Source organism: Mycobacterium dioxanotrophicus, from assembly GCF_002157835.1.
GTDB lineage: Bacteria > Actinomycetota > Actinomycetes > Mycobacteriales > Mycobacteriaceae > Mycobacterium > Mycobacterium dioxanotrophicus.
On the sequence record NZ_CP020809.1, the window covers coordinates 5,057,566 to 5,082,031 of the forward strand.

The 24,466-nt window shown below is 67.5% G+C and carries 23 protein-coding genes; 13 read left to right on the forward strand and 10 right to left on the reverse strand.

Annotated features, from left to right (window positions below; translation table 11 throughout):
- The first annotated feature begins 18 nt into the window (after nucleotides 1–18).
- From BTO20_RS24675 to mbtN, 3 genes are read left to right on the forward strand one after another with little or no spacing between them, the layout of a single operon-like run.
- Nucleotides 19–288 (forward strand): acyl carrier protein, encoded by a 270-nt coding sequence (locus BTO20_RS24675; protein WP_087078685.1) that lies wholly within the window; start codon nucleotides 19–21, stop codon nucleotides 286–288.
- The gene (gene mbtM / locus BTO20_RS24680; RefSeq protein ID WP_087078686.1) at nucleotides 285–1,868 is read left to right on the forward strand and encodes a long-chain-fatty acid--ACP ligase MbtM; all 1,584 of its coding nucleotides are present in this window, start codon (nucleotides 285–287) and stop codon (nucleotides 1,866–1,868) included. Before BTO20_RS24675 ends, mbtM begins: the two co-directional genes overlap by 4 nt.
- An 11-nt stretch (nucleotides 1,869–1,879) precedes the next feature.
- Nucleotides 1,880–3,040: a mycobactin biosynthesis acyl-ACP dehydrogenase MbtN gene (gene mbtN / locus BTO20_RS24685; protein ID WP_198344051.1), complete on the forward strand. Its 1,161-nt coding sequence runs from the start codon at nucleotides 1,880–1,882 to the stop codon at nucleotides 3,038–3,040.
- Nucleotides 3,041–3,110: 70 nt separating this feature from the next.
- Here the strand turns inward: mbtN and BTO20_RS24690 are convergent, their stop codons facing one another.
- Together BTO20_RS24690 and BTO20_RS24695 are read right to left on the reverse strand one after the other, a co-directional pair.
- Entirely contained in the window at nucleotides 3,111–3,713 is a 603-nt protein-coding gene (locus tag BTO20_RS24690; protein ID WP_087078688.1) for a GNAT family N-acetyltransferase, read from the reverse strand.
- Between the two features lie 37 nt (nucleotides 3,714–3,750).
- The gene (locus tag BTO20_RS24695) at nucleotides 3,751–4,125 is read right to left on the reverse strand and encodes a DUF488 domain-containing protein (protein WP_087078689.1); all 375 of its coding nucleotides are present in this window, start codon (nucleotides 4,123–4,125) and stop codon (nucleotides 3,751–3,753) included.
- A gap of 19 nt (nucleotides 4,126–4,144) precedes the next feature.
- Between BTO20_RS24695 and BTO20_RS24700 the strand changes: the two genes are divergently transcribed.
- The 3 genes from BTO20_RS24700 to BTO20_RS24710 are packed head-to-tail and all read left to right on the forward strand — an operon-like array spanning nucleotide 4,145 to nucleotide 6,589.
- Nucleotides 4,145–4,345, forward strand: a complete 201-nt coding sequence (locus BTO20_RS24700; protein ID WP_087078690.1) for a hypothetical protein — start codon at nucleotides 4,145–4,147, stop codon at nucleotides 4,343–4,345.
- A complete protein-coding gene (locus BTO20_RS24705; RefSeq protein WP_087078691.1) occupies nucleotides 4,342–4,878 on the forward strand; it encodes a YbaK/EbsC family protein in 537 nt (178 codons plus the stop codon). The genes BTO20_RS24700 and BTO20_RS24705 overlap by 4 nt, the downstream gene beginning before the upstream one ends.
- 37 nt (nucleotides 4,879–4,915) lie before the next feature.
- On the forward strand, nucleotides 4,916–6,589 hold the full coding sequence (locus tag BTO20_RS24710; RefSeq protein WP_232491267.1) for a patatin-like phospholipase family protein: 1,674 nt from the start codon (nucleotides 4,916–4,918) through the stop codon (nucleotides 6,587–6,589).
- A gap of 3 nt (nucleotides 6,590–6,592) precedes the next feature.
- On the opposite strand, the gene BTO20_RS24715 is transcribed toward BTO20_RS24710, so the two are convergent.
- Nucleotides 6,593–7,339 (reverse strand): IclR family transcriptional regulator, encoded by a 747-nt coding sequence (locus tag BTO20_RS24715; RefSeq protein ID WP_087078692.1) that lies wholly within the window; start codon nucleotides 7,337–7,339, stop codon nucleotides 6,593–6,595.
- 151 nt (nucleotides 7,340–7,490) lie between these two features.
- Between BTO20_RS24715 and BTO20_RS24720 the strand changes: the two genes are divergently transcribed.
- The 5 genes from BTO20_RS24720 (at nucleotide 7,491) to BTO20_RS24740 (ending at nucleotide 14,919) form a co-directional block, all read left to right on the forward strand.
- Nucleotides 7,491–8,243 (forward strand): MIP/aquaporin family protein, encoded by a 753-nt coding sequence (locus BTO20_RS24720; protein WP_087078693.1) that lies wholly within the window; start codon nucleotides 7,491–7,493, stop codon nucleotides 8,241–8,243.
- 11 nt (nucleotides 8,244–8,254) lie between these two features.
- The gene (gene dhaK / locus BTO20_RS24725) at nucleotides 8,255–9,253 is read left to right on the forward strand and encodes a dihydroxyacetone kinase subunit DhaK (RefSeq protein WP_087078694.1); all 999 of its coding nucleotides are present in this window, start codon (nucleotides 8,255–8,257) and stop codon (nucleotides 9,251–9,253) included.
- A gap of 1 nt (nucleotide 9,254) precedes the next feature.
- Nucleotides 9,255–9,869 (forward strand): dihydroxyacetone kinase subunit DhaL, encoded by a 615-nt coding sequence (dhaL, locus tag BTO20_RS24730; RefSeq protein WP_087078695.1) that lies wholly within the window; start codon nucleotides 9,255–9,257, stop codon nucleotides 9,867–9,869.
- Nucleotides 9,866–12,283, forward strand: coding sequence for a phosphoenolpyruvate--protein phosphotransferase (ptsP, locus tag BTO20_RS24735; protein ID WP_087078696.1), 2,418 nt, complete (start codon nucleotides 9,866–9,868; stop codon nucleotides 12,281–12,283). The genes dhaL and ptsP overlap by 4 nt, the downstream gene beginning before the upstream one ends.
- 71 nt (nucleotides 12,284–12,354) lie before the next feature.
- Nucleotides 12,355–14,919, forward strand: a complete 2,565-nt coding sequence (locus tag BTO20_RS24740) for a helix-turn-helix domain-containing protein (protein ID WP_087078697.1) — start codon at nucleotides 12,355–12,357, stop codon at nucleotides 14,917–14,919.
- A 3-nt stretch (nucleotides 14,920–14,922) separates the two neighbouring features.
- On the opposite strand, the gene BTO20_RS24745 is transcribed toward BTO20_RS24740, so the two are convergent.
- Together BTO20_RS24745 and BTO20_RS24750 are read right to left on the reverse strand one after the other, a co-directional pair.
- Nucleotides 14,923–17,523, reverse strand: coding sequence for a helix-turn-helix transcriptional regulator (locus BTO20_RS24745; protein WP_087082610.1), 2,601 nt, complete (start codon nucleotides 17,521–17,523; stop codon nucleotides 14,923–14,925).
- A 136-nt stretch (nucleotides 17,524–17,659) separates the two neighbouring features.
- Entirely contained in the window at nucleotides 17,660–18,130 is a 471-nt protein-coding gene (locus tag BTO20_RS24750) for a PTS sugar transporter subunit IIA (RefSeq protein WP_087078698.1), read from the reverse strand.
- Between the two features lie 124 nt (nucleotides 18,131–18,254).
- On the opposite strand from BTO20_RS24750, the gene BTO20_RS24755 reads away from it, so the two are divergent.
- Nucleotides 18,255–19,799, forward strand: a complete 1,545-nt coding sequence (locus BTO20_RS24755) for a PTS transporter subunit EIIC (RefSeq protein ID WP_087078699.1) — start codon at nucleotides 18,255–18,257, stop codon at nucleotides 19,797–19,799.
- Nucleotides 19,800–19,804: 5 nt separating this feature from the next.
- Here BTO20_RS24755 and BTO20_RS24760 read toward each other — a convergent pair whose 3' ends face one another.
- Genes BTO20_RS24760 through BTO20_RS24775 form a run of 4 tightly spaced genes read right to left on the reverse strand, consistent with a single transcriptional unit; the run spans nucleotide 19,805 to nucleotide 22,978 of the window.
- Nucleotides 19,805–20,269: a hypothetical protein gene (locus tag BTO20_RS24760; RefSeq protein WP_408632125.1), complete on the reverse strand. Its 465-nt coding sequence runs from the start codon at nucleotides 20,267–20,269 to the stop codon at nucleotides 19,805–19,807.
- Nucleotides 20,266–20,874 (reverse strand): hypothetical protein, encoded by a 609-nt coding sequence (locus BTO20_RS24765; protein WP_087078700.1) that lies wholly within the window; start codon nucleotides 20,872–20,874, stop codon nucleotides 20,266–20,268. Before BTO20_RS24765 ends, BTO20_RS24760 begins: the two co-directional genes overlap by 4 nt.
- A gap of 24 nt (nucleotides 20,875–20,898) precedes the next feature.
- Entirely contained in the window at nucleotides 20,899–22,047 is a 1,149-nt protein-coding gene (locus BTO20_RS24770; protein ID WP_087078701.1) for a hypothetical protein, read from the reverse strand.
- Entirely contained in the window at nucleotides 22,040–22,978 is a 939-nt protein-coding gene (locus tag BTO20_RS24775; protein WP_087078702.1) for a metal-dependent hydrolase, read from the reverse strand. The genes BTO20_RS24770 and BTO20_RS24775 overlap by 8 nt, the downstream gene beginning before the upstream one ends.
- Nucleotides 22,979–23,101: 123 nt before the next feature.
- On the opposite strand from BTO20_RS24775, the gene BTO20_RS24780 reads away from it, so the two are divergent.
- Nucleotides 23,102–23,707 carry a TetR/AcrR family transcriptional regulator gene (locus tag BTO20_RS24780; protein ID WP_087078703.1) on the forward strand — a complete coding sequence of 202 codons (606 nt, stop codon included), beginning with the start codon at nucleotides 23,102–23,104 and terminating at the stop codon, nucleotides 23,705–23,707.
- Between the two features lie 36 nt (nucleotides 23,708–23,743).
- Here BTO20_RS24780 and BTO20_RS24785 read toward each other — a convergent pair whose 3' ends face one another.
- Nucleotides 23,744–24,415, reverse strand: coding sequence for a TetR/AcrR family transcriptional regulator (locus BTO20_RS24785; RefSeq protein ID WP_087078704.1), 672 nt, complete (start codon nucleotides 24,413–24,415; stop codon nucleotides 23,744–23,746).
- Nucleotides 24,416–24,466: the final 51 nt, after the last annotated feature.

A 24,466-nucleotide genomic window follows, 5' to 3' on the forward strand; every position in this document is an offset into this window, starting at 1 on the left:
GGTGTACCGTCGCACCCCATGCAACCGACTACGTCTGACGCCGTGAGCGCTGCCCTCATCGAAATCCTGCGCGACGACATGAATGTCGACATCCGGCGCGTCACGCGCGAGTCCCGGCTGATCGACGACGCCGGTCTCGACTCCGTGGCGTTCGCGGTCGGAATGGTGGCGATCGAGGATAAGCTCGGTGTCGCGCTCTCCGAACAGGACCTGCTCAGCTGCGACACCGTCGGCGACCTGGAAGCCGCGATTCTGGCGAAACTGCCTGCGGTGCAGAGCAACCAGTGAGCACCCTCGCCACGGCGCTGTCGCAGTCACTGACCACGACCAGCGCCGATCTCGTCGTTTTCGACACCGACACCCGCACCTGGTCCCGTCATCCGTGGGGCCAGGTCCATGCGCGCGCCGAGAATGTCGCCGAACGCATCGGCGAAGACGGTTCGCGCACGGTCGGATTCGTCGGGGAACCGACCGTCGAATTCGTCGCGGCGATCGTGGGTGCCGTCCTGGCCGGCGCCGCCGTGTCGATACTGCCCGGACCGGTCCGCGGCGCAGACCCGGAGCGCTGGGTGCAGTCCACGCTGGACCGGTTCACCGGTATCGGTGTGGGCACCGTGTTCAGCCACGGCGGCTACCTGGAGCAACTGCGAACGGCCCCGGCCCAACTCACCCTCCATGACGACGTCACCATTGCCCACGATCGGCGTTCGGCCACGTGGCGCCGCCCCGCCTCCGAGCCCGCCGACGTCGCGATCCTGCAGGGCACCGCCGGATCGACGGGTACCCCGCGCACCGCGCAGATCCCGTCCGGGGCTGCGCTGGCCAACCTGCGGGGCATCAGCGAGCGAATCAGCGTGTCCGCCAACGATGTCGGCTGCTCGTGGCTGCCGCTCTACCACGACATGGGCTTGGCGTTCCTGTTGACCACCGCGATCAACGGACTGGAGTCGTGGCAGGCGCCCACGACCGCCTTCGCGGCATCCCCTTTCAGCTGGCTGAACTGGCTCTCGGAGAGCAAGGCCACCTTGACCGCGGCGCCCAACATGGCCTACGGCCTGATCGGCAAATACGCGAGCCGACTGCAAGGCCTCGACCTGTCGACGCTTCGATTCGCCCTCAACGGCGGCGAGCCCGTCGACTGTGACGGCACCCAGCGGTTCGGCGCGGAGATGGTCCGCTTCGGCTTCGACCCCGGAGCCCTGTGCCCGTCCTACGGCCTGGCCGAATCATCGTGTGCCGTATCCATTCCCACACCGGGCGTCGGCGTCGCGGTCGACGAGATCACGGTGAAGGCCGATACCCGGGCCAGCACCCAGCGGCTGGCCGTCCTGGGCGAGCCGATCCCCGGCATGCAGGTGCGACTGCGCCCCACCGAAGACAACGCAGGTGTCTGCGACCGCGAGGTCGGCGAGATCGAGGTCCGTGGCACCTCGATGATGTCGGGCTACCTGGGGCAGGAGCCCCACCACCGCGACGACTGGTTCCCCACCGGTGATCTCGGCTACCTCATCGACGGTCAATTGGTGGTGTGCGGGCGCGCCAAGGAGTTGATCACCGTGGCCGGCCGCAACATCTTCCCCACCGAGGTCGAACGGATCGCCGCGCAGGTCAAGGGAGTTCGCGAAGGTGCGGTGGTCGCCGTGGGCGCCAACGAAGGTGCCCCGCGGCCGGGCCTGGTGATCGCGGCCGAATTCCGCGGCGGAGACGAATCCGATGCCCGCAGCGAAGTGGTGCAGCGGGTGGCGTCCGAATGCGGCGTCGTACCGGCCGACGTGCTGTTCGTGGCCCCTGGCTCATTACCCAGAACCTCGTCGGGCAAGCTGCGCCGACTGGAGGTCAAACGCAACCTGGAGATGGTGAGGGCATGACAGTGACCACGATGACGACCCGACCGGCGACCACCACCGTCGAGGAATACCGCGAGCTGCTCGACAGAGTCTTCGACTCGTCCGTGACGGCCTGGACAGCGGAAGCCGAAGCAACCGAACGCTTTCCGCGTCAGCTCATCGAACACCTCGGGCGCTCGAGCGTGTTCACCGAGAAATGGGGCGACGGTCAACAACCCGACATGGCCAAGCTCTTCGAGTTGGCCTTCGCGCTGGGCCGCACGGGCTCGGCGGGCATCGGCGTCGGTGTCAGCCTGCACGATTCGGCGATCGCCCTGCTGCGTCGCTTCGGCAAGTCGGACTACCTGCGCACCATCTGCGAGCAGGCGATCCGCGGCGAAGCGGTGCTGTGCATCGGCGCCTCCGAGGAATCCGGTGGCTCCGACTTGCAGATCGTGGAAACCGAAGTCCGCACGGCCCGAGATGGATTCGAGGTCAAGGGCATCAAGAAGTTCGTGTCGCTGTCCCCCATCGCCGATCACATCATGGTGGTGGCGCGCAGCGTCGACCATGACCCGACCAGCAGGCACGGCAACGTCGTCGTCATCGCCGTGCCCACCAGCCAGGTCGAGGTGCAGGCGCCGTACCGCAAGGTCGGCGCAGGCCCACTGGACACCGCGGCCGTCCACATCGATACCTGGGTGCCTGCCGACGCCCTGGTCGCGCGCGCGGGAACCGGCTTGGCGGCGATCTCGTGGGGCCTGGCCCACGAACGCATGTCCATCGCCGGGCAGGTGGCCGCCGGGGCCCAGCGGGTCATCGGAATCACGCTGGCGCGCATGATGAAACGACGCCAATTCGGTCACACGCTCTACGAGCATCAGGCACTGCGGATGCGCATCGCCGACCTGCAGGCCCGCGTCGACATGCTGCGCTACAGCCTGCTGGGCATCGCCGCCCAGGGCAAGCTCGACATGCGCGCCGCCGCCGCGATCAAGGTGAGCGCCGCGCGGCTGGGAGAAGAAGTGCTCTCAGAATGCATGCACATCTTCGGCGGCTCGGGCTACCTCGTCGACGAGACGCCGCTGGGAGCGTGGTGGCGCGACATGAAGCTGGCCCGTGTCGGTGGCGGCACCGACGAGGTGCTGTGGGAGCTGGTGGCCGCCGCGATGAAACCGGATTACGACGGCTACGCCGAGTTCGGTCAGGCCTGACATCGAGGCCAATGGCCAGTTGTGACACGTGTCGGCCGAAAAGCCGTGTCACAACTGGCCATTCGGCACATCAGGGGCGGGACAACGAGTAGAGCGCCATGCGCCGGTTGGACATCTGGTGCTCGCCGAGGAACGTGCATCCCGCCCACTCGCAGAGCCGGCGGGCACCGGTGTTGCGGTGATCCGGATCGAACATGATGCGCCGGCAGTTCGGTTCGAGCTCGAAGACACTGGCGACGATGCGCGGCAGCAGGAACGCTGCGAGACCACGATTGACGTAGCGCAGGTCGGCGATCGCCGCGTGGATGCCGATGTCGTCGGGTTCGGCGGCATAACGAGGTGCGATCGAGTCCTTCGCGGCGCGATACAGCTCGATATAGCCGACGGGTTCGCCGTTGAAACTGCCGATGAAGGGGCGGGAGTATTCACCGTCGACCTGGGCCTGCAGATGACGTCGCCAGCGCTCGGGCGGCCAGTCGTACTCCCAGGCCTCGACCAGGTGCGGACGGTTCATCCACTCCGACACCATCTCGGCGTCGGCGTCCGGGTCGACCGGCCGGATCGCGTACGGATCGGCCACGATCGGGGTGGGCGGCGCCGCCACGGCCCGCACCGCGTCGGATATGTCGGTCAGTTCGCGCTTGAGGACGGGCGCGTCGTCGATCTCGGTCATTTGATCGCCGAGCCTACCGCAGGAAGTGAGGGTAGGTTTACCTACCTTTGCCGGGTGTCAGCAGCCCCGCCAACACCACCAGATGACTCAATTCCACCTCGCGGGTCGCCGTCACCAAGGTGACCGGACCCCTGCGCACCATGTCCCGCAGCTCATCGAACGCCTCGGCAGCCGGCGAGGTCTCCAACTCCGCGGTGTAGCGCGTCTCGAATTCGTCGAAGAGCTCAGCTTGGTGGTTGTACCAGTGCCGCAGCTCGGTCGACGGCGCAACGTCAGGCAGCCAATGCCCGACCCTCGGATCGGTCTTGCGGATCCCCCGCGGCCATAGCCGGTCCACCAATACCCGGGTCCCCTCGTCAGGCGCCGGTTCCTCGTACACCCGCGCCAACCGGATTCGATGTTTCGCAGCCATCACATGCGATCGTAGGAGCATGGATGTCAATCGCGTTGCCGATCTGGTGCGCTGGGAGGATTCGGGTGCGCATTGGCAGGTGATCGCCCGCACTTCCGGCAGCATCACCATCGCACTGCTGCGGTGTGACGGCGGTGAGGAGGTCGAGCGATTCACCTCGAACGACCCCCGCCTGCTCGAATTCGTCGGCGCCAGGACCGATAGCGAGGACTCCCGGTGAAGGTCGGGAACCTCACCTTCACGCCCGTGGCAGCAGCCCTCGACCTCGTCGGCGCCCCGGTTCAGCGCTATCTCGGCGAACACGACCCCGACGGACTGTGGGCCAGCGCAATCGATCCGGCTCTCGCCGACACCGCGCAGTTCTGCCTGCACTACGACATCGGCCTCGACGTGTCGGCCAACTGTGTCGTCGTCGAGGCCAGGCGCGCCGATCGCACGTGGTACGCCGCCTGCCTCGTACTCGCCACCAGCCGCGCCGACGTCAACGGCATCGTCCGCAAGCGACTCGATGCGCGCCGCATCTCGTTCGCGGGGATGGACACCGCGGTGTCGCTGACCGACATGGAGTACGGCGGCATCACGCCTGTGGGGCTACCACCGGAATGGCCCATTCTCATCGACGAGGGCGTGGTGGATGCGCGGCGCGTGATCATCGGCAGCGGGGTGCGGGCTTCGAAGCTGTACGCGACGGCCGAAGCGTTGACGTCGCTGCCCAACGCCGAGGTCCTGGCGATCACCAAACCGGGGCAGTGACGTGGACCGTCGGTTGTCGGATTCGGTTCTCAACCGGTTGGTTCGGCGTTCGGGCCCACCGCAGGTCCTCGAGGACGCGGTGGACCTGGCCGACCTGGCCGACCAGGTCGATGAGGTCGACGACACCGCCGTGGCGGAAGCCGCGGCACCCCCGACCGCCGACCCCGCCCTGCTGCTGCAGAAGATGGAAAACCGGCTGATCCGGCTCACCCTGGCCGATCCCGACGTCCTGACCGACACCGAGCTGCGCAGACTGCGTTACATCCTGAATTTCGCTCGGCTGGGCGACTTCGAACCAGGTGCTGCAGGCCCGAACGGTACGCGCGGACGGGGAGACATCGCGGTCGGTGCGCAGTTGGGCCCGTGGCGATCACGGGTCATCGACGCGCTGCACGGCCCGCTGCGCGAAGAGCGCGACGCCGTCACCGCGCTGACCACGGCCCGCGAGGCACTGGCCCGCCTGGCCGACGACCAGGCCGAGAAGCGCGACCTGCTCCTGGAGCGACACCGGAACGACTTCTCGCCGGCCGAACTGGATTCCGAAGTCGGATACAAGAAATTGGTGACCGTCCTCGGCGGTGGCGGCGGTGCGGGATTCGTCTATATCGGTGGCATGCAGCGGCTGCTGCACGAGGGACATGTCCCCGACTACATGCTCGGGTCGTCCTTCGGCGCGATCATCGGCGCCGTGGTCGGGCGCACCCTTCCTGTGCCGATCGACGAGTACGTCGAGTGGGCCAAGACCGTGTCCTACCGCGCGATCCTCGGCTCGGAACGACTACGCCGCAGGAACGGACTGACCGGCGTGTTCTCGCTGCGCTTCGACGCGTTCGCACACACCTTGTTCAGCCGCGCCGACGGCGAGCGGATGCGCATGTCGGACATGGCAATTCCGTTCGATGCTGTGGTGGCCGGAGTTCGCAAGCGATCGTTCGCCGCGTTGCCGTCGCGGTTCCGGCGCCCGGAACTGGCCGGACTGCGTCTGCTGCCCATGCTGCCGGTGGGCATCGGTCCACTGGTCGGGGCCCGCATGTGGCAAGTGGCCGCGTTCATCGATTCCCGGGTGGTGAAGCCGATCGTCGTCGGCGGGGATGATCTGACGCGCGATTTCAACGTCGTCGACGCCGCGTCGTTCTCCTCGGCGATTCCCGGCGTGCTGCATCACGAGACGAACGACCCACGGATGGAACCGATCCTGGACGCGCTGTGTCAGAGCCACGACGTCGCGGCGCTCGTCGACGGCGGCGCGGCCAGCAATGTGCCGATCGAATTGGCGTGGAAACGCGTGCGCGATGGGCGGTTGGGCACCCGCAACGCCTGCTACCTGGCGTTCGACTGCTTCCATCCGCAGTGGGATCCGAGGCATCTGTGGCTCGTGCCGATCACGCAGGCCGTGCAGTTGCAGATGGTGCGTAACGCGCCATATGCCGACCACCTCATCCGATTCGGTCCGACCCTCTCGCCGGTCAACCTGGCACCGTCGATCGCCACCATCGACCGCGCGTGCGAATGGGGCCGCAACAGCGTCGAGGCCGCCATCCCGTTGACATCGGCACTGCTGCAACCGGTCTGGTGGCAGGGTGACCAACCGCCGGTCGCCCGTACCCGCAAGACGTTGGTCAAGTCGGTCGCGTCCCCGATGAGTGCGGTGATGTCGGCCATCCAACTGCCAACCGGCTTCGAACGCTGGCGTAACCGTCGGCTGACCTGACCGCTAGCCGCCGCGGCGGGGCGGCCACACCGGCGCGCCGAGCTCGCGCGAGACCGTGCGTGCGGTATCCCGCAGCGCGTCGACGGCCTCAGGATCCAACGGCCAACGCGCCGCGGGGACCACCAGTCCGATCGCGCCCGCCGCATCCCCCGACGCATCGAAAACGGTTGCCGCAACCGAACATTCTCCGAGCACAGCCTCCTCGACCTCAGTCGCGATGCCGATGCCGCGGATTTGGTCGAGCTGGGTGGCGAGCTCGGCGGTGTCGGTGACGGTCTCGCCCGTCATACCGCGCAGCTCGCCTGACGGATAGTCGGCCGCGTAGGCCAGCAGCGCCTTGCCCAGTGCGCTGGCATGCGCAGGGATCACGATGCCCACCTCGGGCATCTGCCGGGTGCCGTCGGGACGCGGTTCGTGCGCCACCACCACGACCTCATCGAACAACAACACCGCGGTGCGCACCGCGCAACCGGTGCGGCGGGCCAGCCCCTCCGTCCAGACCGCCACCCGGGAGCGCAATTCCAGCGTGTCCAGATAGACGTTGCCCATCCGCAACGTCGCGGGGCCCAGTCGGTACCGGCCGGAATCCAGCTCCTGCTGCACCATGCCGTGCGCCAACAACGTGCGCACCAAGCCGTGCACCGTCGACGGGGCGAGCTCGATCGCCGAGGCGATCTCCCCCAGGCTCATCCGCCGACCGCCTTGCAGCACGGTGAGGATGCGAAGGGCGCGATCCACCGCCTGAATCACGACGACCTCCTCGTGCCGACGACGCTCTTGTGCTCACAGCAGCATAAGCGTATGTTCCAGATCACATTCGATAATGTCGAATGTGATGCGAGATAGCCGATTCACAATCGGAACATGGTGTGTCACATCCCAACTCTCTGGAGCGCACGACATGGACGATCCGTCACTCACTCAAAAACTCGCCGCGGAGGCCTTCGGCACCGCGTTCCTGGTGTTCATCGGCGTGGGCTCGGTACCCGCGACCATCATCATCAACGGGCATGCGCCATTCACCATGGCCGATCTCGGCGTGATCTCATTCGCGTTCGCCACGGTCGTCGTCGCGACCGTCTACGCGCTCGGGCACATCTCGGGCAACCACATCAATCCAGCGGTCACCGTCGGTTTGGCCGTGACCGGCCGGTTCCCGTGGTCCCGCGTTCCGGCCTACATCGCCGCGCAACTCGTCGGCGCGACCGTCGGAGCCGCGGCCATCCTCGGTGTACTGGGTACCCGCGCGCGTGACGCCGGCCTGGGCATCGCCACCTACACCGGCGACATCAGTGCCGTACAGGCGTTTTTCGCCGAATTCGTAGGTACGTTCATACTCGTGTTCACCGTCTTCGGCGTGATACATCGCAAAGCGTCCGCAGGTTTCGCCGGCGTGGCGATCGGCCTTGTCGTGTTCGCAGCGATCATCCCGCTGGCACCGACGACGGGTGCGTCGATCAACCCCGCCCGCACCTTCGGCCCCATGCTCGTCCAGCAGATCGCAGGCGGCTCGGTGGCGTGGCACCAATTGCCGGTGTACCTCGCCGCGGAATTCCTCGCCGGCGCCCTCGCCGCACTCTCCTACGTCGCGATCTCGCGCACCCGCGCCGACACCGCGAACATCACCGTCCAACCAGCACCGACCGTAGTCTGAGGAGCCGAATTGTGAAGAAACTGATCAACGATCCCGCCGACGTCGTCGCCGAATCGCTTCGCGGCATGGCCGTGGCCCACCCGGAACTGCGCGTCGACCACGCCAACCGCATCGTCTACCGCGGTGACGCCCCGGTCGCGGGCAAGGTCGGCCTGATCTCGGGCGGCGGATCCGGGCACGAGCCGCTGCACGCCGGTTTCGTCGGCCGCGGCATGCTCGACGCCGCCTGTGCCGGTGAGGTTTTCACCTCACCGGTACCTGACCAGATGCTCGAGGCGACGATCAACGTCAACAGTGGCGCCGGCGTGCTGCACATCGTGAAGAACTACACCGGTGACGTGATGAACTTCGAGATGGCCGCCGAACTGGCTGCCGGCGAGGGCATCACGGTCGAGTCGGTCGTCGTCGACGACGACGTCGCGGTGCAGGACAGCACCTTCACCGCGGGGCGCCGCGGCGTCGGCGCCACCGTGCTGGTCGAGAAGATCGCCGGGGCCGCGGCCGACGAGGGCAGGCCGCTGGCCGAGGTCGCCGAGGTGGCGCGGCGGGTGAACGCCGCATCCCGCAGCATGGGTGTGGCCTTGACGTCGGGCACGGTTCCCGCGGTGGGCCACCCGACGTTCGAACTGTCTGACACCGAGATCGAGCTCGGCATCGGCATCCACGGCGAACCCGGCAGGCAGCGCGTGCCGCTGCAACCCGCCCGTGCCGTCGCCGAACTCCTGGTCGAACCCATCTTGTCCGACCTCGACTTCACCGGCGGGGACCCGGTGGTGTTGTTCCTCAACAGCATGGGTGCCACGCCCTTGATCGAGCTGTACGTGATGTACGCCGACGTTGCGGCCATCCTAGAGAAGGCGGGCGTGCAGATCGCGCGCTCACTCGTGGGTCCGTACATCACGAGCCTGGACATGGCGGGCTGCTCGGTGACCCTGCTACGCGCTGACGACGAATTGCTGCGGTTGTGGGACCACCCGGTCGACACACCCGCGTTGCGGAAAGGATGCTGACATGGATCTGGATCGAATCAACGCCTGGGTCCGTGAGTTCGCCCGGCTGATCGGCGAAAATGCCCAGTATCTCAGCGATCTGGACGCGGCGATCGGTGACGCCGACCATGGCATCAACATGGATCGCGGGATGACGGCCGTGGTGGCCGCGCTCGACGACACCCCACCGGCCGACGCCGGTGCATTGTGCAAGCAGGTCGGCATGACGTTGGTGAAGTCGGTCGGCGGTGCCAGTGGGCCGCTGTACGGCACCTTCTTCCTGCGCATGGCGCCTGCGATGGGCGCCGAGAGCGCGGATTTCGCCGCGGCGTTGCGCGCAGGCGTCGAAGGCGTCGTCCAGCGGGGCCGCGCCGAAGCCGGCGACAAGACGATGTTCGACGCGCTCGCGCCAGCCCTCGACGCCCTCGACGCCGCACTCGCGTCGGGCGCCGACCTGGCCAAGGCTCTGGCCGAGGCTACGGCTGCCGCCGAAAAGGGCAGGGACGCCACCGAATCCATGGTTGCCCGCAAAGGACGCGCCAGTTATCTGGGGCAACGCAGCGTCGGGCACGTCGACCCGGGAGCCACGTCGGCAGCATTGCTGATCGGTGCCGCCGCGACGGTGGTGCGCACGTGACCGTCGGGCTCGTCGTCGTCTCACACAGTCGTCCCCTCGCCGAGGCCGCCGTCGACTTGGCCCAGGAGATGTTGCACGGCAAGCAGATCCCGATCGAAGTCGCGGCAGGCCTGGACGAGAGAACCTTCGGTACCGACGCGGTCGCGATCGTCGACGCCATCACCGCCGCCGACCACGGCGACGGCGCGGTCGTGCTCATGGACCTCGGAAGTGCCGTGCTGTCAGCCGAACTCGCGCTGGAGCTGCTCGACGACGAGGTTCGCGAGCGGGTCGTGCTGTGCCCGGCGCCCCTCGTCGAGGGGCTCGTGGTGGCCGCAGTCGCCGCCGGCGGCGGAGCCCCGGCCGCGGAGGTGGCCGCCGAGGCCTCGGGTGCGCTGGCCGGAAAGCTCGCTCAGCTGGGCGGCGACGTCGAGCAAGCCGCCACCGACACCGCCGTCGAAGGGCTGTCCGCGAAGTTCGTCGTCGTCAACCCGCACGGTCTGCACGCCAGACCGGCGGCCCGCCTCGTCCAGGAGGTCCGCGGCCGCGACGCCGAGGTACGGATCCGTAACCCGCGCACCGGTTCGGCGTGGATCGATGCCGCGAGCCTCTCCAAGATCGCCACGCTCGGCGTACGCAGTGGTGACGAGGTCGATGTCCAGGTGTCCGGCCCGCAGGCCGCAGATGTGCTCGAGCACATCCTGGCGCTGGCCGCCCGGCACTTCGACGAGACACCATCCACCTCGACCCCACCTGAGCCGCTTGCGAAGGGCCGACCGATCGGTGCCGGACCGGGCCTGGGTATCGGCCCAGCCTGGTCGGTTCGGGCGGGCACCGTCGAGGTTCCCGGACACCGAGGTGAGGATCCTGCGGCCGAATGGCGCAGCCTCACCGCAGCCGTCGACGACGTGCGTACCGCCATCGCTGACGTCCGCGCCCACACCGCCCGTGCCGTGGGTGAGGCCGAGGCATCGATCTTCGATGCGCACGCGCTGCTGCTCGACGATGATGCGCTCCTCGGTGCGGCGAAGAATCGAATCGAGAAGGGTCACAACGCCGCAGCGGCCTGGGCGGCCGCGGTGAGCGAGGTGGCCGATCAGTTCGCCGCCGTGGACGACGCCTACCTGCAGGCGCGGGCCGACGACGTCCGTGCCGTGGGCGATCAGGTGCTGCGTACCCTGCTGGGACATGTGGCACCCACAGCGGCGGCCACCGGCGTGCTGGTGGCCGCCGACCTGTCCCCCGCCGAGGCCGCCGAACTCGATCCGACGCAGGTCGCCGCGGTGCTGCTGGCGTTCGGCAGCGCCACGGCCCACAACGTGATCCTGTTGCGGGCCAAGGGTATTCCGGTGATCGTTGGCGCCGGACGGGCCGTGCTGGCCATCGCCGACGGCACCACCGTGGCCGTCGACGGTACGCGCGGGGAATACCTGGTCGATCCACCCGACGACGTCCGTCGGGAATTCGAAGCCCGGGTCGCCGCAGCCGCGCAGCAGCACCGGGAGGCCGTCACCCGCACACGGGAGCCTGCCATCACCCGCGACGGTGTCACGGTCAAGGTCGGCGCCAACATCGGCTCTGTCGATGACGCGCGCGCCGCAGCGAGCCAGGGCGCCGACTTCGCGGGCCTGGTCCGCACCGAGTTTCTGTTCCTGGGCCGGGAACAGGCACCCGACGTGGACGAGCAACTCGCGGTCTACCGCAAGATCGCGGAATCCCTTGAGGGCCGCAGGATCACCCTGCGCACTCTCGACGTGGGTGGTGACAAACCGCTGGCGTTCCTGCCGACGCCCGCTGAGCCGAACCCCTATTTGGGGGTGCGCGGTATCCGGCTGGCGCTGGCACACTCGCAGCTGTTGTCCGACCAGTTGTTGGCAATGGCCCGGCTCAGCAGGCACACGCCGGTCAGCATCATGTTCCCGATGGTCAGCACGGTCGACGAACTGTTGGCCGCGCGCCGAGTGCTCGACGACGCGCTCAGGCGGGTCGGTCCGCAGGCTGCTGACCTGCAGGTCGGGATGATGGTCGAGGTGCCCGCCGCCGCGCTCAAGGCCGCGGCTTTTGCTCCGCACGTCGACTTCTTCTCGATCGGCACCAACGATCTCACCCAGTACACGATGGCAGCCGACCGCAACAACGACGCCGTCGCGAGCCTCGGGGACGCGTTCGATCCGGCTGTCCTGCACTTGGTGCGATCGACCTGTCAAGGCGCCGCGGGACGGGCCTCGGTCTCGGTCTGCGGTGAGTTCGCCGCGGACAACCGTGCCGCCGCACTGCTTCTCGGGTTGGGTGTCGATGCACTCAGCGTCACTCCGCCTGCCATTCCGGCCACCAAGGACGCCGTTCGGGCAGTCGACAGCGGCGAGGCGCGGCAACTGGCCGCCGCGGCCCTCTCCGCCGCCGATGCCGCCGCGGTGCGGTCACAGTTCGGCTGATCGGGTTTCAGGCCTGCGGGCACCGTCGGTGCCCGCAGGCGCGGCCGACTGTGCGGCCTTAGGATCCGAATGTGCCGACTGCGTGGCCACTGGTTGATCGTCAGGACGAACTGCGCCTGATCGCGGCCGCGCTGAGCTCCCATGACGGCGCGGTGCTCACCGGGCCCGCCGGGGTCGGCAAGTCCCGACTGGCACACGCCGCCGTCCGGCGACCGGACGGGGTCGTCCGGTGGATCGCCGCAACCGTCACCGGCCAGTCGATCCCGCTGGGTGCGCTCGCCGGTTACACCGCGCGGTGTGGCCCGGACCCGCTGCTGCGGGTGCAGGAAGTGATCCATGCCCTGGTCGATGGCGAATCCTCGGTTCTGCTCTGCGTGGACGACGCCCACCTGCTCGACGACCAATCGGCCTTGGTGATCGAACGGTTTGTCGAGCAGGCGGTCGGCGCTGTCGTCATGACGGTCCGCGACGGCGAGCCACTGCCGGATTCGGTGGCGGCGCTGTGTGCCCGGTTGCCCCGAATTTCCGTGCCTCCGTTGACCACCGAAGGGGTCAGCGCACTGGTCACCCAGGTTCTCGGTGCTCCGCTGGAATCGTCCAGTGCCCACCGATTCTTCAGCTACACCCGCGGCAACGCACTGTACCTGCGGCAGCTGGTCACCGACGAGGTCGCGGCCGGCCGGCTGACGCGGCGCTCGGACGTCTGGGTGTGGGACGGGCCGCCCCGACTGTCCGCCTCGCTCGTCGACCTGCTCGAAGCGAGCATGGGCAACCAGCCGGACGCGATCAGCGATCTGCTCGACGTGCTCGCGGTCTCCGATCCGGTCGAACTACCGGTGCTGCTCCGCTTCGTCGGCGCCGCCGTGATCGACGACGCGCGCGACCGGGTCCTGATCACCGTGGACGACGGGCTCGTACGGCTGGCACATCCGTTGTTCGGGGAGGTCCGCCGCAACCGGGCAGGCACCGCGCGGCTGCGCAAAATCCGCGGCCGGGTCGCCGAGCTGATCGGGCAGCTGTGCGCACCGTCGGCGGTCCAGACAGTGCGACGTGCCGTGCTGCTGATGGATTCCGATACCCACGGCGATCCAGCGTTCCTGGTGGAAGCGGCGAACGCGGCACTGCAACTGCTCGACCTCGACCTGGCTGCCCGACTGGCCGAGGGTGCGGTCGCGGCCGGCGGCGGACGCCCAGCCCAGGCCACGCTGGCCACGATGTTGGCGTTCGCCGGTCAGGGTGTCGCGGCCGACGCGATGTTCGCCGAGCTGGCCGATACCGATGACGCTGCCGAACGCGCGTCGATCGCGCTGTTGCGGGCTGCCAATCTGTCCTGGGTGCTGGCGCGGCCCAGCAGCGCCGAGACGGTGCTCAACGCGGCTCGCGACGCCGCCGAGGGGTGCGGGCTCGGCCCGTCCTACCTCGCGCTGCACGCCTCGTGCCGCAGCGCCCTCGGCCATCCCCGGGAAGCAGTGGAGATGGCAACGGCCGCGCTGACGGGACAGAACGTCGATCCCCTTGCGACGATGTTCGGCTACTGGGCCTTGGTCGGCAGTCTGGGCGACCTCGGTCACGTCGATCGCATGGCCGACGCGGCAGCAGCCGGCTACGAACTGGCGGCAACGGCCCCGCAAGCCTCGCATCTACGCTTCGGTCTGGGCCTGATGGAAATCGCCGCGTTGCACCGGGCAGGTACCCAGGACCGCATCTCCGACATCGCCAACCGGCTCCGCCAGCAGTCGCTGGACGTCGTCGTCTCCCGGTCATTCACCGCGGCCATCCTCGGATACGCCGAATTGTGTTGTGGCCGACTGGAATCTGCACAGCGCTGGCTGCGGGAATCGTTGGCCACCGGATCGGTGTTCGACCCGCAGTCGGGTGTCATACGCGAACTCGCGGGAATGTGGCTGACCATGGTGTTGGCGATGTCGGGTGACTTGGCGGGTGCCCGCACCACCGACGCCGAGCGATACCGCTACTTCGGCGACTACTCCGAGATCTGGCGCACCGACATGCTGCTGACCCAGGCATGGCTCGAGGCAGTGCACGGATCACGCAGCCGGGCAATATCTTTCGCGATGGGCGCCGCCAGGACTGCCCGCACCCAGGGCCGTCCGGCACAGGAGCTGTGGTGTCTGCAGACCGCAACTCAGTTCGGCGCAACCGACACCGTGGAACGACTCGGTCAACTCGCCGCGGTGGTGCAGGGCCCGCGGGCCGGATTGGCCCGCGAACATGCCGCCGCCCTGCGCCGGGCCGACGGCGCCCGGCTGCTCAGTGCGTCGAACGGCTATGCGGTGATCGGCGACACGATCGCCGCACTGGACGCCGCGGCGCAGGCCGTACCGCACCTGCACGGCGAACGGCAGCGCCGCGCGATCGTCACAGCGCACCGGCTCGCCACAGGCGGTGCCCGCACCCCGGCGTACCGGGCGATGGCCAGTACCGGTGTGCTGACCCCACGCCAGCGAGAGGTCATAGCCCTTGCGGCGACCGGGCTGTCGAACCGCGAGATCGCTGATCGGCTGGTGATGTCGGTGCGTACGGTGGAAGGTCACTTGTTCCGGGCGTGTCAGCGGTTGGGCGTCAACACCCGCGACGAGCTCATCACACTGCTCGCCGACGGCACCGCGTCCTGATCCTCAGGTGGCAGGCCGGAACCGGACCAGCCGGGCCAGCTGATCGCGGTCCTCAATGCCGAGTTTGGCGAAAATACGGTAGAGGTGGCCGTCGACGGTGCGCACCGACAAGCACAACCGGTCGGCGATCCGCCGGTTGCTCAGCCCCGCTCCCACCAGATTCGCGATCTCCCATTCGCGTTCGGTGAGATGCAGCGGATCAGCTGCCCGCCGGGTCGCCGGCGTCGCCAGGCCGCACCGGCTGGCCAGCCAGTGCGCCCGGGTCGCGGATTCGAGCTCACTGCCCCGGCGCCCGGCGCGCGCGTGCTCGCGGGCGGCGTGCGCGGCCGCGTCGGCGGCCAGTGCCAGTGCGCCGAGCTCTTCGAAACGGCAGGCGGCCTCGTCCAGGCATCGGCCGTCATGTTCGGTCACGCCCCGGCTGTGCGCAGCGATCGGCTCGCACAGCGGCGCGGCCAGCTGGGCGGCCAACTGCTGAATCCTGGCGTCCACGGAACGGTCGCCGAGGCGCAGGGCAGTGTGCAGTGCGGTGAGTTCCACCGCGCGCATGCCGCCGCCACGGGCGAGCTGCGCCGCCCGCACGGCGTGCTGCTGAGCTGACGTGGTCTCCCCCGTCGCGGCCTGCAACCAGGACCGGGCCAGCTCGAGTTCGGGCCGGAACACCTCCACCTGGGGCCCACTGGCCGCTTCGGCCCGCGCCAGGGCCACCGCGGCGGCGTCGATGTTTCCGCGATGCGCCTCGGCCTGCGCCAACCACGAGGCGACCAGCATGACCCAACCCCGCGGCAGGCATTCCGACATCGCCCACACCGAGGTCTGCAACGCCTCGCACGATTCGGCGACACGGCCCCGCGCCAACGCGAGACGCCCCGACAACGCGGTGACGATGGCCTCTGCCTGCAGCGCACCCGCCGTCATCGCGGCGTACCGCGTGGCGACGCGGTCGACTGCGGGCAGGTCACCGCCGTAGAGACCGGCCAGTGCCTCGGCGAGCGCCAGCGAGTAGCGCTGTGGGCCGGACTCACAACAATCGGCAGCCCGTTCACCCTGCTGCACCACCGCGGCAACCTCGGCGAAGCGCCCCGACAGCGCCAGCGCACCCGCGGTGGCCAGCGCTGCCCATACCGTCGCCATCGGCAGCATGTCCGACGCCAGCGCCTCGGTTCCCGAGGCGATGGCCGCAGGCAGCTCACCGGCGAAGAAGGCGAAGCTGACCTCCATCGCGGCGACGAAGCTCAGCGCCGCGGCAGTGGTCACGCGCGCGCGCACGATGTCCAGGACGGCCCACGCCTGCTCGGCACGGCCGCAGCCGAAGAAGAGATTCGCCGCACGCAGACAGCCCCACCGCACCACGGTCAACTCGTCGCCGGCGTCCGGGTCGAACCCCGCCAGCAGCTCCTCTGCCTCTTGCCCCCTGCCCTGCCAGCTGATGGCGTCGGCGAGCACGATCGCCGCCTGCACACCGGCGCCGTGCTCCAACGCGAATCGCGAAAGCTGTTCCCCGAGGAGCAGATTGGACATGGTCACCGCACTGGCACCGGCGTCGACGATGGTCTCCAGATCTGCGGGGGCATCGCTGGCGATCATGAACCGGGCCAACTGGATCCGGGTCCGCACATCAGCAGAGGCCGGCCGGTGCGCCGACAAGTGCCGAGCCAGAAGGGAATTGATTTGCCGCGACCGGGTTACCGGGCAGCGGCGCCGGGCGACCTCGCCGACGATCGGATGTGCCGGCTGCACCATGGTGTGCGACGCATCAGCGGTCACCTGAATCGCACCGCGACGTTCTGCGCGGGTCACCGCCTCGGGCGGGCAGATGTCCAGGAGCACGTCCCACTCCAGTGCCTGCGCCGCGGACACCACCTCCACCACGTCGAGCTCATCGGGTCGCAGGGAATCCAGCCGCGACGCCACCAGTTCGTGGATGTCCGGGCTGGGCCGCAAGCGGCCTCGCAGCCGCCAGTGGTCGCCGTCGCGGACCAGGGCACCGTCTGCGCGCGCGGCATTCAGCACGCCGCGCAGATAGAGCGGGCTCCCCGACGAGAACCGGTGCAGCTCCCCGACGGCCCGATCGTCGACGTCACCGCCGAGCACCGCCGCGGCCAGCTCGGCGGTCTGTTCGCGCGTGAACGGTTCCAGGTCGAGACGGGCCAGCAGCTGTTCCTTCCACAGTGCCGTGACCGCGTCCGTCGGCGCCGCACCCGAACGGATGGTGACGATGAGCGTCGGTTCCCCGTTGACCGCGAGCTGCTGAACCAGCAGAGCGGACAGCGGGTCGAGGTACTGCGCGTCGTCGACGACGATGACCAGGCTGGGATCGGCGAGGGCCTGTTGTGCCGCGCCGAGCATGACGGCCGGCTCCCGTGCGTCGGTGAGGTGCAGCGCATGATGGAACGCCCCAAACGGCACCGCCTGCGCGGTCTCTGTGCCGAGGACGAATCGCGCGCATCGTCCCTCGCTCTGCAGCTCTCGCGCAAGGACTCTGGCGAGCGCTGTCTTCCCGACGCCGGCAGGCCCGACGAGGACGACGCCGCGCGACCCGTCACGTAGCGCCAGCGAGGCTTCGCTGAGCTCCGTATCCCGTGCGACGAACGGCCAATCCGCCAATGCGTACCCCCAAGGTGCGCCGGTGTGCCGGGCCGACATTACGCCCGCGCAAATCTGTGTATCGGCCAAACTTCGACGCCGCATCTCGAATGTTTGCGCAGTTAACCAGTTCTGGGGCAGCGGGACTGCGGGCCGATCATTTGTTCGCGGTGAAAAGAACAGCCCCCGACGCAATCTCCGAACCTGTCCGCACGGCATCGGACACGGCGATGTTGGCGGCCTCGCGCTCGTCCATGATCACAACGGGGACAATGGGATTGAGCCCTTTGGCGGCCACCGACGCGGCATCGTAGGTGATGATGACCTGCCCCGCGGCGACGTCATCGCCCTGGTTGAGGTGGACGGTGAAGCCCTCGCCGTCGAGCGCCACGGTGTCCAGTCCGAGATGGACCAGGACGCCGACTTTCTCCTCTGTCAATAAGACATACGCATGAGGCATCAGTTTCAGCAACCTCCCGCTCACGGGGGCGATGGCATCTACCACGCAGGGGCCCGGGTCGATCGCCGCGCCGTGACCGACCATTCCTGCCGAGAAGACAGGATCTGGGACATCTCCGAGGGCGACGGCACGCCCGGCGACGGGCGCCAGCACTGTCGTGGTACTCACGTGTCGGTCTCCTTTGTTTGTGGCTGCAACCTTGGTGAGCGTGCCCTCCGATTCATGCCGTCTCGTTTAAGCTTCCGACCAACTCAGCGGCGGCCGCACAGGCGACCAGGAGGGCGACGCACCCATGACCGATACCACGAAACCTGGCGGGACACCGGGGAAATCGAGTCCGACAGCGCGCAGTTTCGCCCAGCTGCAACGGCTGGGCAAGAGCCTCATGCTGCCCATCGCGGTGCTGCCCGCGGCGGGGATCCTGCTGCGGCTCGGCCAGCCTGACCTGCTGGGCCGGATCGACGCGCCGGTGATCGGACCGTTCTTCAAGTCGATGAGCGCCGCGGGCGACGCCCTGTTCAGCAACCTGCCCCTGCTCTTTGCCATCGGCGTGGCGATCGGCTTCGCCCGCAAGGCCGACGGATCCACCGCGCTGGCCGCCGCGGTGGGCTATCTGGTGACGTCGGCGGTGTTCAAGACGATGTCGCCGATCGTGCTCGCCGGTCAGGTCGACAAGTCCGGTGAGCAGGCCCAGATCAACTACAGCGTGTTCGCCGGCATCGTCGTCGGCTTGGTCACCGCGTGGCTGTTCGACCGGTATCACACCATCGAATTGCCGTCGTATCTCGGGTTTTTCGGCGGCAGACGGTTCGTCCCGATCGCGGTGTCACTGGCCTGTCTGTTCATCGGGTTCGCGATGAGCTACTTCTATCCGATCTTCGACGCAGGGCTCACCGGCCTCGGCCGGTTCATCGGCGGTTCGGGAGCATTGGGCGCATTCGTATACGGGTTCGCCAACCGCATGCTGATCCCGCTCGGTTTGCACCACATCCCCAACTCCTATGTGTGGTTTCTCTACGGCGACTATCAGACGCCCGACGGCAAAGTGGTCACCGGTGAGCTGACCCGGTTCGCCGCCGGCGACCCCGCTGCCGGACACCTCACCTCAGGCTTCTACCCGATCCTGATGTTCGGGCTACCCGCCGCCGCACTGGCCATGATCCACGTCGCGAACAAGAAGCAGCGCAAGGTCGCGGTCGGCATCCTGTCGGCGGCGGCGCTGACCGCATTTCTGACCGGCGTCACCGAGCCACTGGAGTTCGCGTTCATGTTCGTGGCGTTCCCGCTCTACGTCGTGCACGCCGTGCTGACGGGCCTGTCGCTGGCGATCGCCTATCTGCTCGACATCCATCTCGGTTTCTCGTTCTCCGCCGGCCTGGTCGACCTGCTCCTCTACGGCACGGCGCCGGCCGCGAAGAACATCCCATTGCTCGTCGGCATGGGCCTGGTGTTCTTCGTCGTCTACTACCTGCTGTTCCGGTTCGCGATCACGAAGTGGAACATGCGCACACCGGGACGCGAGCCTGAGGCCGAGTTCGACGCCGAGCAGGCCGCCAATCTCGGTGACACGGCCGCCGCCGGTGCGGTCGACACCCTGAAGCGCACCGCCAGTAAGGCCGAACAACTCATCGAGGCGTTCGGCGGCCGGGAGAACCTGGTCACCGTCGACGCCTGCATCACCCGGTTACGGATGGACGTCGCCGACAAGACCAAGGTCGATCAAGACCGGCTACGCGCACTGGGCGCAGCCGGCGTGATCGAGGTTGGCAACAGTGTCCAGGCGGTGTTCGGCACAGACTCCGAGGCGCTCAAGAACAGCATCCTCGAAATCCTGTAGCCGTTTCACACCGACAGCAACCGCTGGAAGAAATCGCGATAGCGCCTCAGCGCCACGCGGAGGTCCTCCGTGGACGCATCTTCGCCACGTGCCCATTGAGCCTCCAGCCGGGAACGTGTGTCGGCGAAACTCGCGTGCAGTTCTTCGACGACTTCTGCCACCAGAGTGTCCGCCTTCTGCACACACTGCTTCGGGTCGTCGACGAAGGCCGCCTGGACGTCATTCCAGCGCGAGCGCAGACCCGACAGATGCTCGTCGGCGAACAACAAGGTGTTGTCGTCGATCGGTGCGTCGGTGGCGGTCGACGCATTTGCCTCGGCGGCCGAAGATTGGCCCTTGTGGGCCGGCTCAGCCGTGTCGACGTTCCTCGTCGGCGCGTCGGTGTCCCTGGTCTCGGCCATGTCTGCTGCCTGAGGCCGACCGGCTGACGTCTGCTCGTCGTGAGTGGTCATGTCGTCGTGGGTAGTCATGCTCGCGCCCCTTTGGCCGTGTCCGTACCGGTTTCGCGCTCGGACGATGTTTCGTGTGCTTCGTGGTCTGGCCGCAGCAGTTCCTCGAAGAGGGTGCGATAGTGCACGATCGCCTCACGCTGTGCCTCGGTACCGATGTCACCGCGCTTTTGCGCCAGGTGCAGGATGTGCCCAGCCCGATAGTGCTCGACCACCTTGGGGTGATCCACCGAGATGTCAGCTGCTCGCTGTTCGAAATCGTCTATCGGATAACCGCGTTCGCGCAACACCTCGGTCACCAGTCGGTCGGCTTCGCTGACCGACTCCGACGGATTGTCCACGAACCCCGCCTGGGTTTCCTCCCACGCCTGCTCATATCGCGCCCTGGATTGCGGCGTCAACTCACTGATGTCCAACTTGTGGTGTTTGCGCTCGCGGGCAAGAAGTTCCTTTTCCGCGGCGCGTTGACCTCCGGCGGTCTCCACGGCCCGCTCGTACTCCGGACCGAACTGGTCCTTCAACCTGTCACTACGCTTCTTACGCATCATCGATGCGCCTGCGATCAGCGCGAGAACCACGATGACCACGACGACGACCGCGATGACGATCCAACTCCATGTAGGCATTTCCTGACCTCCTGCACCGGGGAGTTACCCGATGGAGGACTGCACAAACGTCAATTTCGCGGTCGACACCGCCGTCGAGACGTTGACGGCCGCGGCGATCGACAGTCCCGCGATCAGCAGGCAGATGACGCTGTAGCCGAGACTGCCGACCGGGCCCCCCTCGGTCGTGACGCCGTTGACCGCACCGAAGTACGCAGGCAGAGCGCTGATCCACAACACGGTCATGACCGCGAGGTACACCGCGGCGTAGCGCAGCACGAGCGGGTTGGCATAGTCCGCCGCCGCGGGGTCGCGACGTAGACTGCGCCACTGACCGAACAGCACCGGTATCGCCACGGCCGTGAGGGCCAGCAGTTCGGCCGCGTAGATCGCGCCCCCGACGGTCACGCTGCCGCTGAGCGAACCACCGATGGTCGCGGGCAACGGCAGGATGGCGGTGCCGATGGAGGCCAACACGCCGACGACGACGGTGCGCCCCGCGATCTGCAGACCGGTGAATGTCGTGCCGTCGTCGACGTGGCGACCGACGAAGAGCTGCACGCAGAATGCCAGGGACATCGGCCACAGCGCGGCGAACACCACGGCGCTGGGCAACGGCACCGAATCGAAGAACGGCTGGTTCATCGGGTGCTGCAAAGTCCATTCCCACCAACGCAACTGCGGTCCGAGATGGTCGAAGATCTCGTAGAACGCATGATGGACGAACCCCACGCAGAGCGCCCCGACCAGGACGCCGCGGCGACGGAAAACGCCGAGGATCCGGACGATCTCGAACGCCACCGTCGCCATCATCGGGTAGATCGCCACGATGTAGAGGGGCAACCGGCCCCACAGGAAGTCGACGGTGAATACGTTGTGCGCGAACATCGTGTCGACGTGCTCGCTGATCCCAAAAGGGCCAGGAAAGTACAACGGTGGTTCGATGATCAGCAGATACGCGATGGCGCCGAACCACAGCACCAGGTTGGTCGGATCGTTGTGACGGCGCAGCCGCACGATCGCGTACGCCAGTGTCAGCACCGCGCCGACGATCACGGTGATCTCCAGCACCGGCAGCGTCCAATTCTGCAGGGCGAACGGATTGCGGACCTCGACGATTCCGCCTGCGGTGTCACACGAGAAGCCCAGCCGGGCAGCGAGATCCGCGAAGGTCGGGGTGCACAGGTCAGACATCGGCGGGCTCCACGCGCGTGCCAGCGGTGTACCACTGGGTGACCTCGTAGCCGGCCTCGTAGCGTGCGAACCATTCGTCGGCCAGTGCGGGCAGCCGCTCGTGCGCCGGATTGTGCCCGGGGATCTGGCTGCGCACGATGCCGGCCATCGCGATCAGTTGATCACGCAGGGGCAGATGACCGAAGGCGTTGTCGAACGGGCCGTCGTCGGGCCCGTGCAGGAACGGAAGCCGTTGCATCAGAGCCTTTTTCCGGCGCTGCACACCGAACATCGACAGTGCGTCGACCTTGCGGTCCGCCAGCGGAACGTGTTTGTTGAACCCCTCGCAGGCCAGCCGGAGCACACCCCATACGTGCTTGAAAATCGATGGGGCGACCCGCATCCGGTACCACGGGTCGTCGACGACCGCGTCGTAGATGATCAACGCCGAACTGCGATGCTCCACCTCCTCGACGAAATGCCACAGAAACAGCGAGGCCACCCGATCGTCCCCCGGCGCGAACAGGGTGGTGTCGTGGTCGAGCATCAGCTTGAACGCCGGCGTGAACGTCGCCTCCAGATCGGCGGTGTAGGCCAGGCGGTACTTCAGCGGGGTGTTGGCCGTCAGATCGTCGAAGGCCGCGGTCACCTCGTCGAGAGTCTCCTTGAGTGCGGGATAGCTCTTGATCAACCCCTTCACGTGCTGGCGGTGGGCCATCGAGTGCTGACCCTCTTGGCGCACGAAAGCCTGTGCCTCCTCGGCGATCTCCGGATCGGTGAGGTACGGCATGGCCTCGGGGATCATCTGGCCGATCATCTTCTCGAAGGCGATCGCCAGGAACGACACCGCGTTGGCCATGGACGAGAAGGCCGGATTGGCCTCGTTCCAGAGGAAAGGCACGTGATGGTCGGCGAACGCGAACCGCATTTTCCGGACGATCAGATCAGTCATCGCTGACACCTCGATTCGAAGTAAACATACACATAAGGCGTTAGTTGTATGATTACCGCATCCGGCTCCATCGCGTCAACGACCGATATCCTGCAAGGATGTCGGTGGCGAAGGTTCGACCCTGTGGCGCGTAGGCGCGGGTGGGACGGGCACCCTCCCAGCAGCGACGAGGAGGCCGTCGAGCGCATCGTCACGACGGCCGTCCGGTTGATCTCGGAGACCGGGTCAGACGTGAGTGTTGCCGACGTCGCGGCGTCGCTTGGTGTCATCCGGCAGACGGTGTACCGCTACTTCCCCACCGCCGAGGCCCTGATGCACGCGGCGGCGATCGCCTCGGTCGACGGCTTCCTCGATCGGCTCACCGATGCAGTCCACGGCATCTCGGATCCGGCGGAGGCGATGGCCGAGGGCGTGCTGTTCTCGCTCGAGGAGGTGGCCCGGACCCCGCATCTGGGCATCCTGCTCTCCGAACCGTATGTGGCCGCCAACTCGGGCAACCTGGCGTCCGACGAGGCGCAGGCCATCGGCCTGCGGATGCTCAAGCGGTTCGACGTCGACTGGGACAAATACGGATACGACGAACCAGCCCAGCACGAACTCGTCGAATTCACGCTGCGCACCATGATGTCGTTCTTCGTCGCGGCCAATGAACCCGGCCGCAGCCGAGAAGAGTTGCGGCGCTTTCTCAAACGCTGGCTCGGCGGGGCCATCCTGGCCCAGCCGCACTGACGCTCACCGGCGCCCGCGAACCAACCGGCCGCTGCGTCAGGCCACCGAATCCGGCCGCCTCAGCGCCGAGAGGTCCGGCAGTGGCCGGGTGCAGATGTCGTGAGCGTCGTCAGCGGACATCCCGAACAGCCGTAGCACATCTTCGGTGACGACGTCAGCGGCGTGCGCGTCGTCGCGATCGGGCTGAGCGCGTAGCAGATTCCCCAGGCCCAGCAGCGCCCCTCCGGCGATCGCCAGCGCCAATTCGGCATCAGCGACGGTGAAGCGGCCAACCGCGACCCCTGCCTTGATGTCGCGCAACGCACGCGGGGCCAGCCCGCGGTCGGACACCAGCAGCGACATGCCGTTGGCGAGCAGCACCTGGCTTTCCTGGGGCCTGCGGCGGAACAACCGCCCAGTGAGCCGGAAGCTGGCCGCGAAGATCTCGGCCGGATCGTCGATGGACGACGTGAATTCGTCCAGCAGCACACCGTGATTGTCGAGCACCTCGGTGACGGCCGCCTCGAACAGTTGCTCACGGCTGTCGAAATGGTTGTAGAACGAGCCCATCCCGACATCGGCAGCCTGGGTGATTTCCAGGATCGGCGCGTTGAGCTTGCCCGCCGCGATGAAGGACTGCGCCGCCTCGATCAACGCCGCGCGGGTGCGCTGCTTGCGCCGCTGGGAGCGGCTCACCGGTTCGTCGGACACCTGACCAGTGTGCCTCATTTCTGATGATTTCGTCAGAAATCGTTGACTGATCATTACGTCGTATGTGAC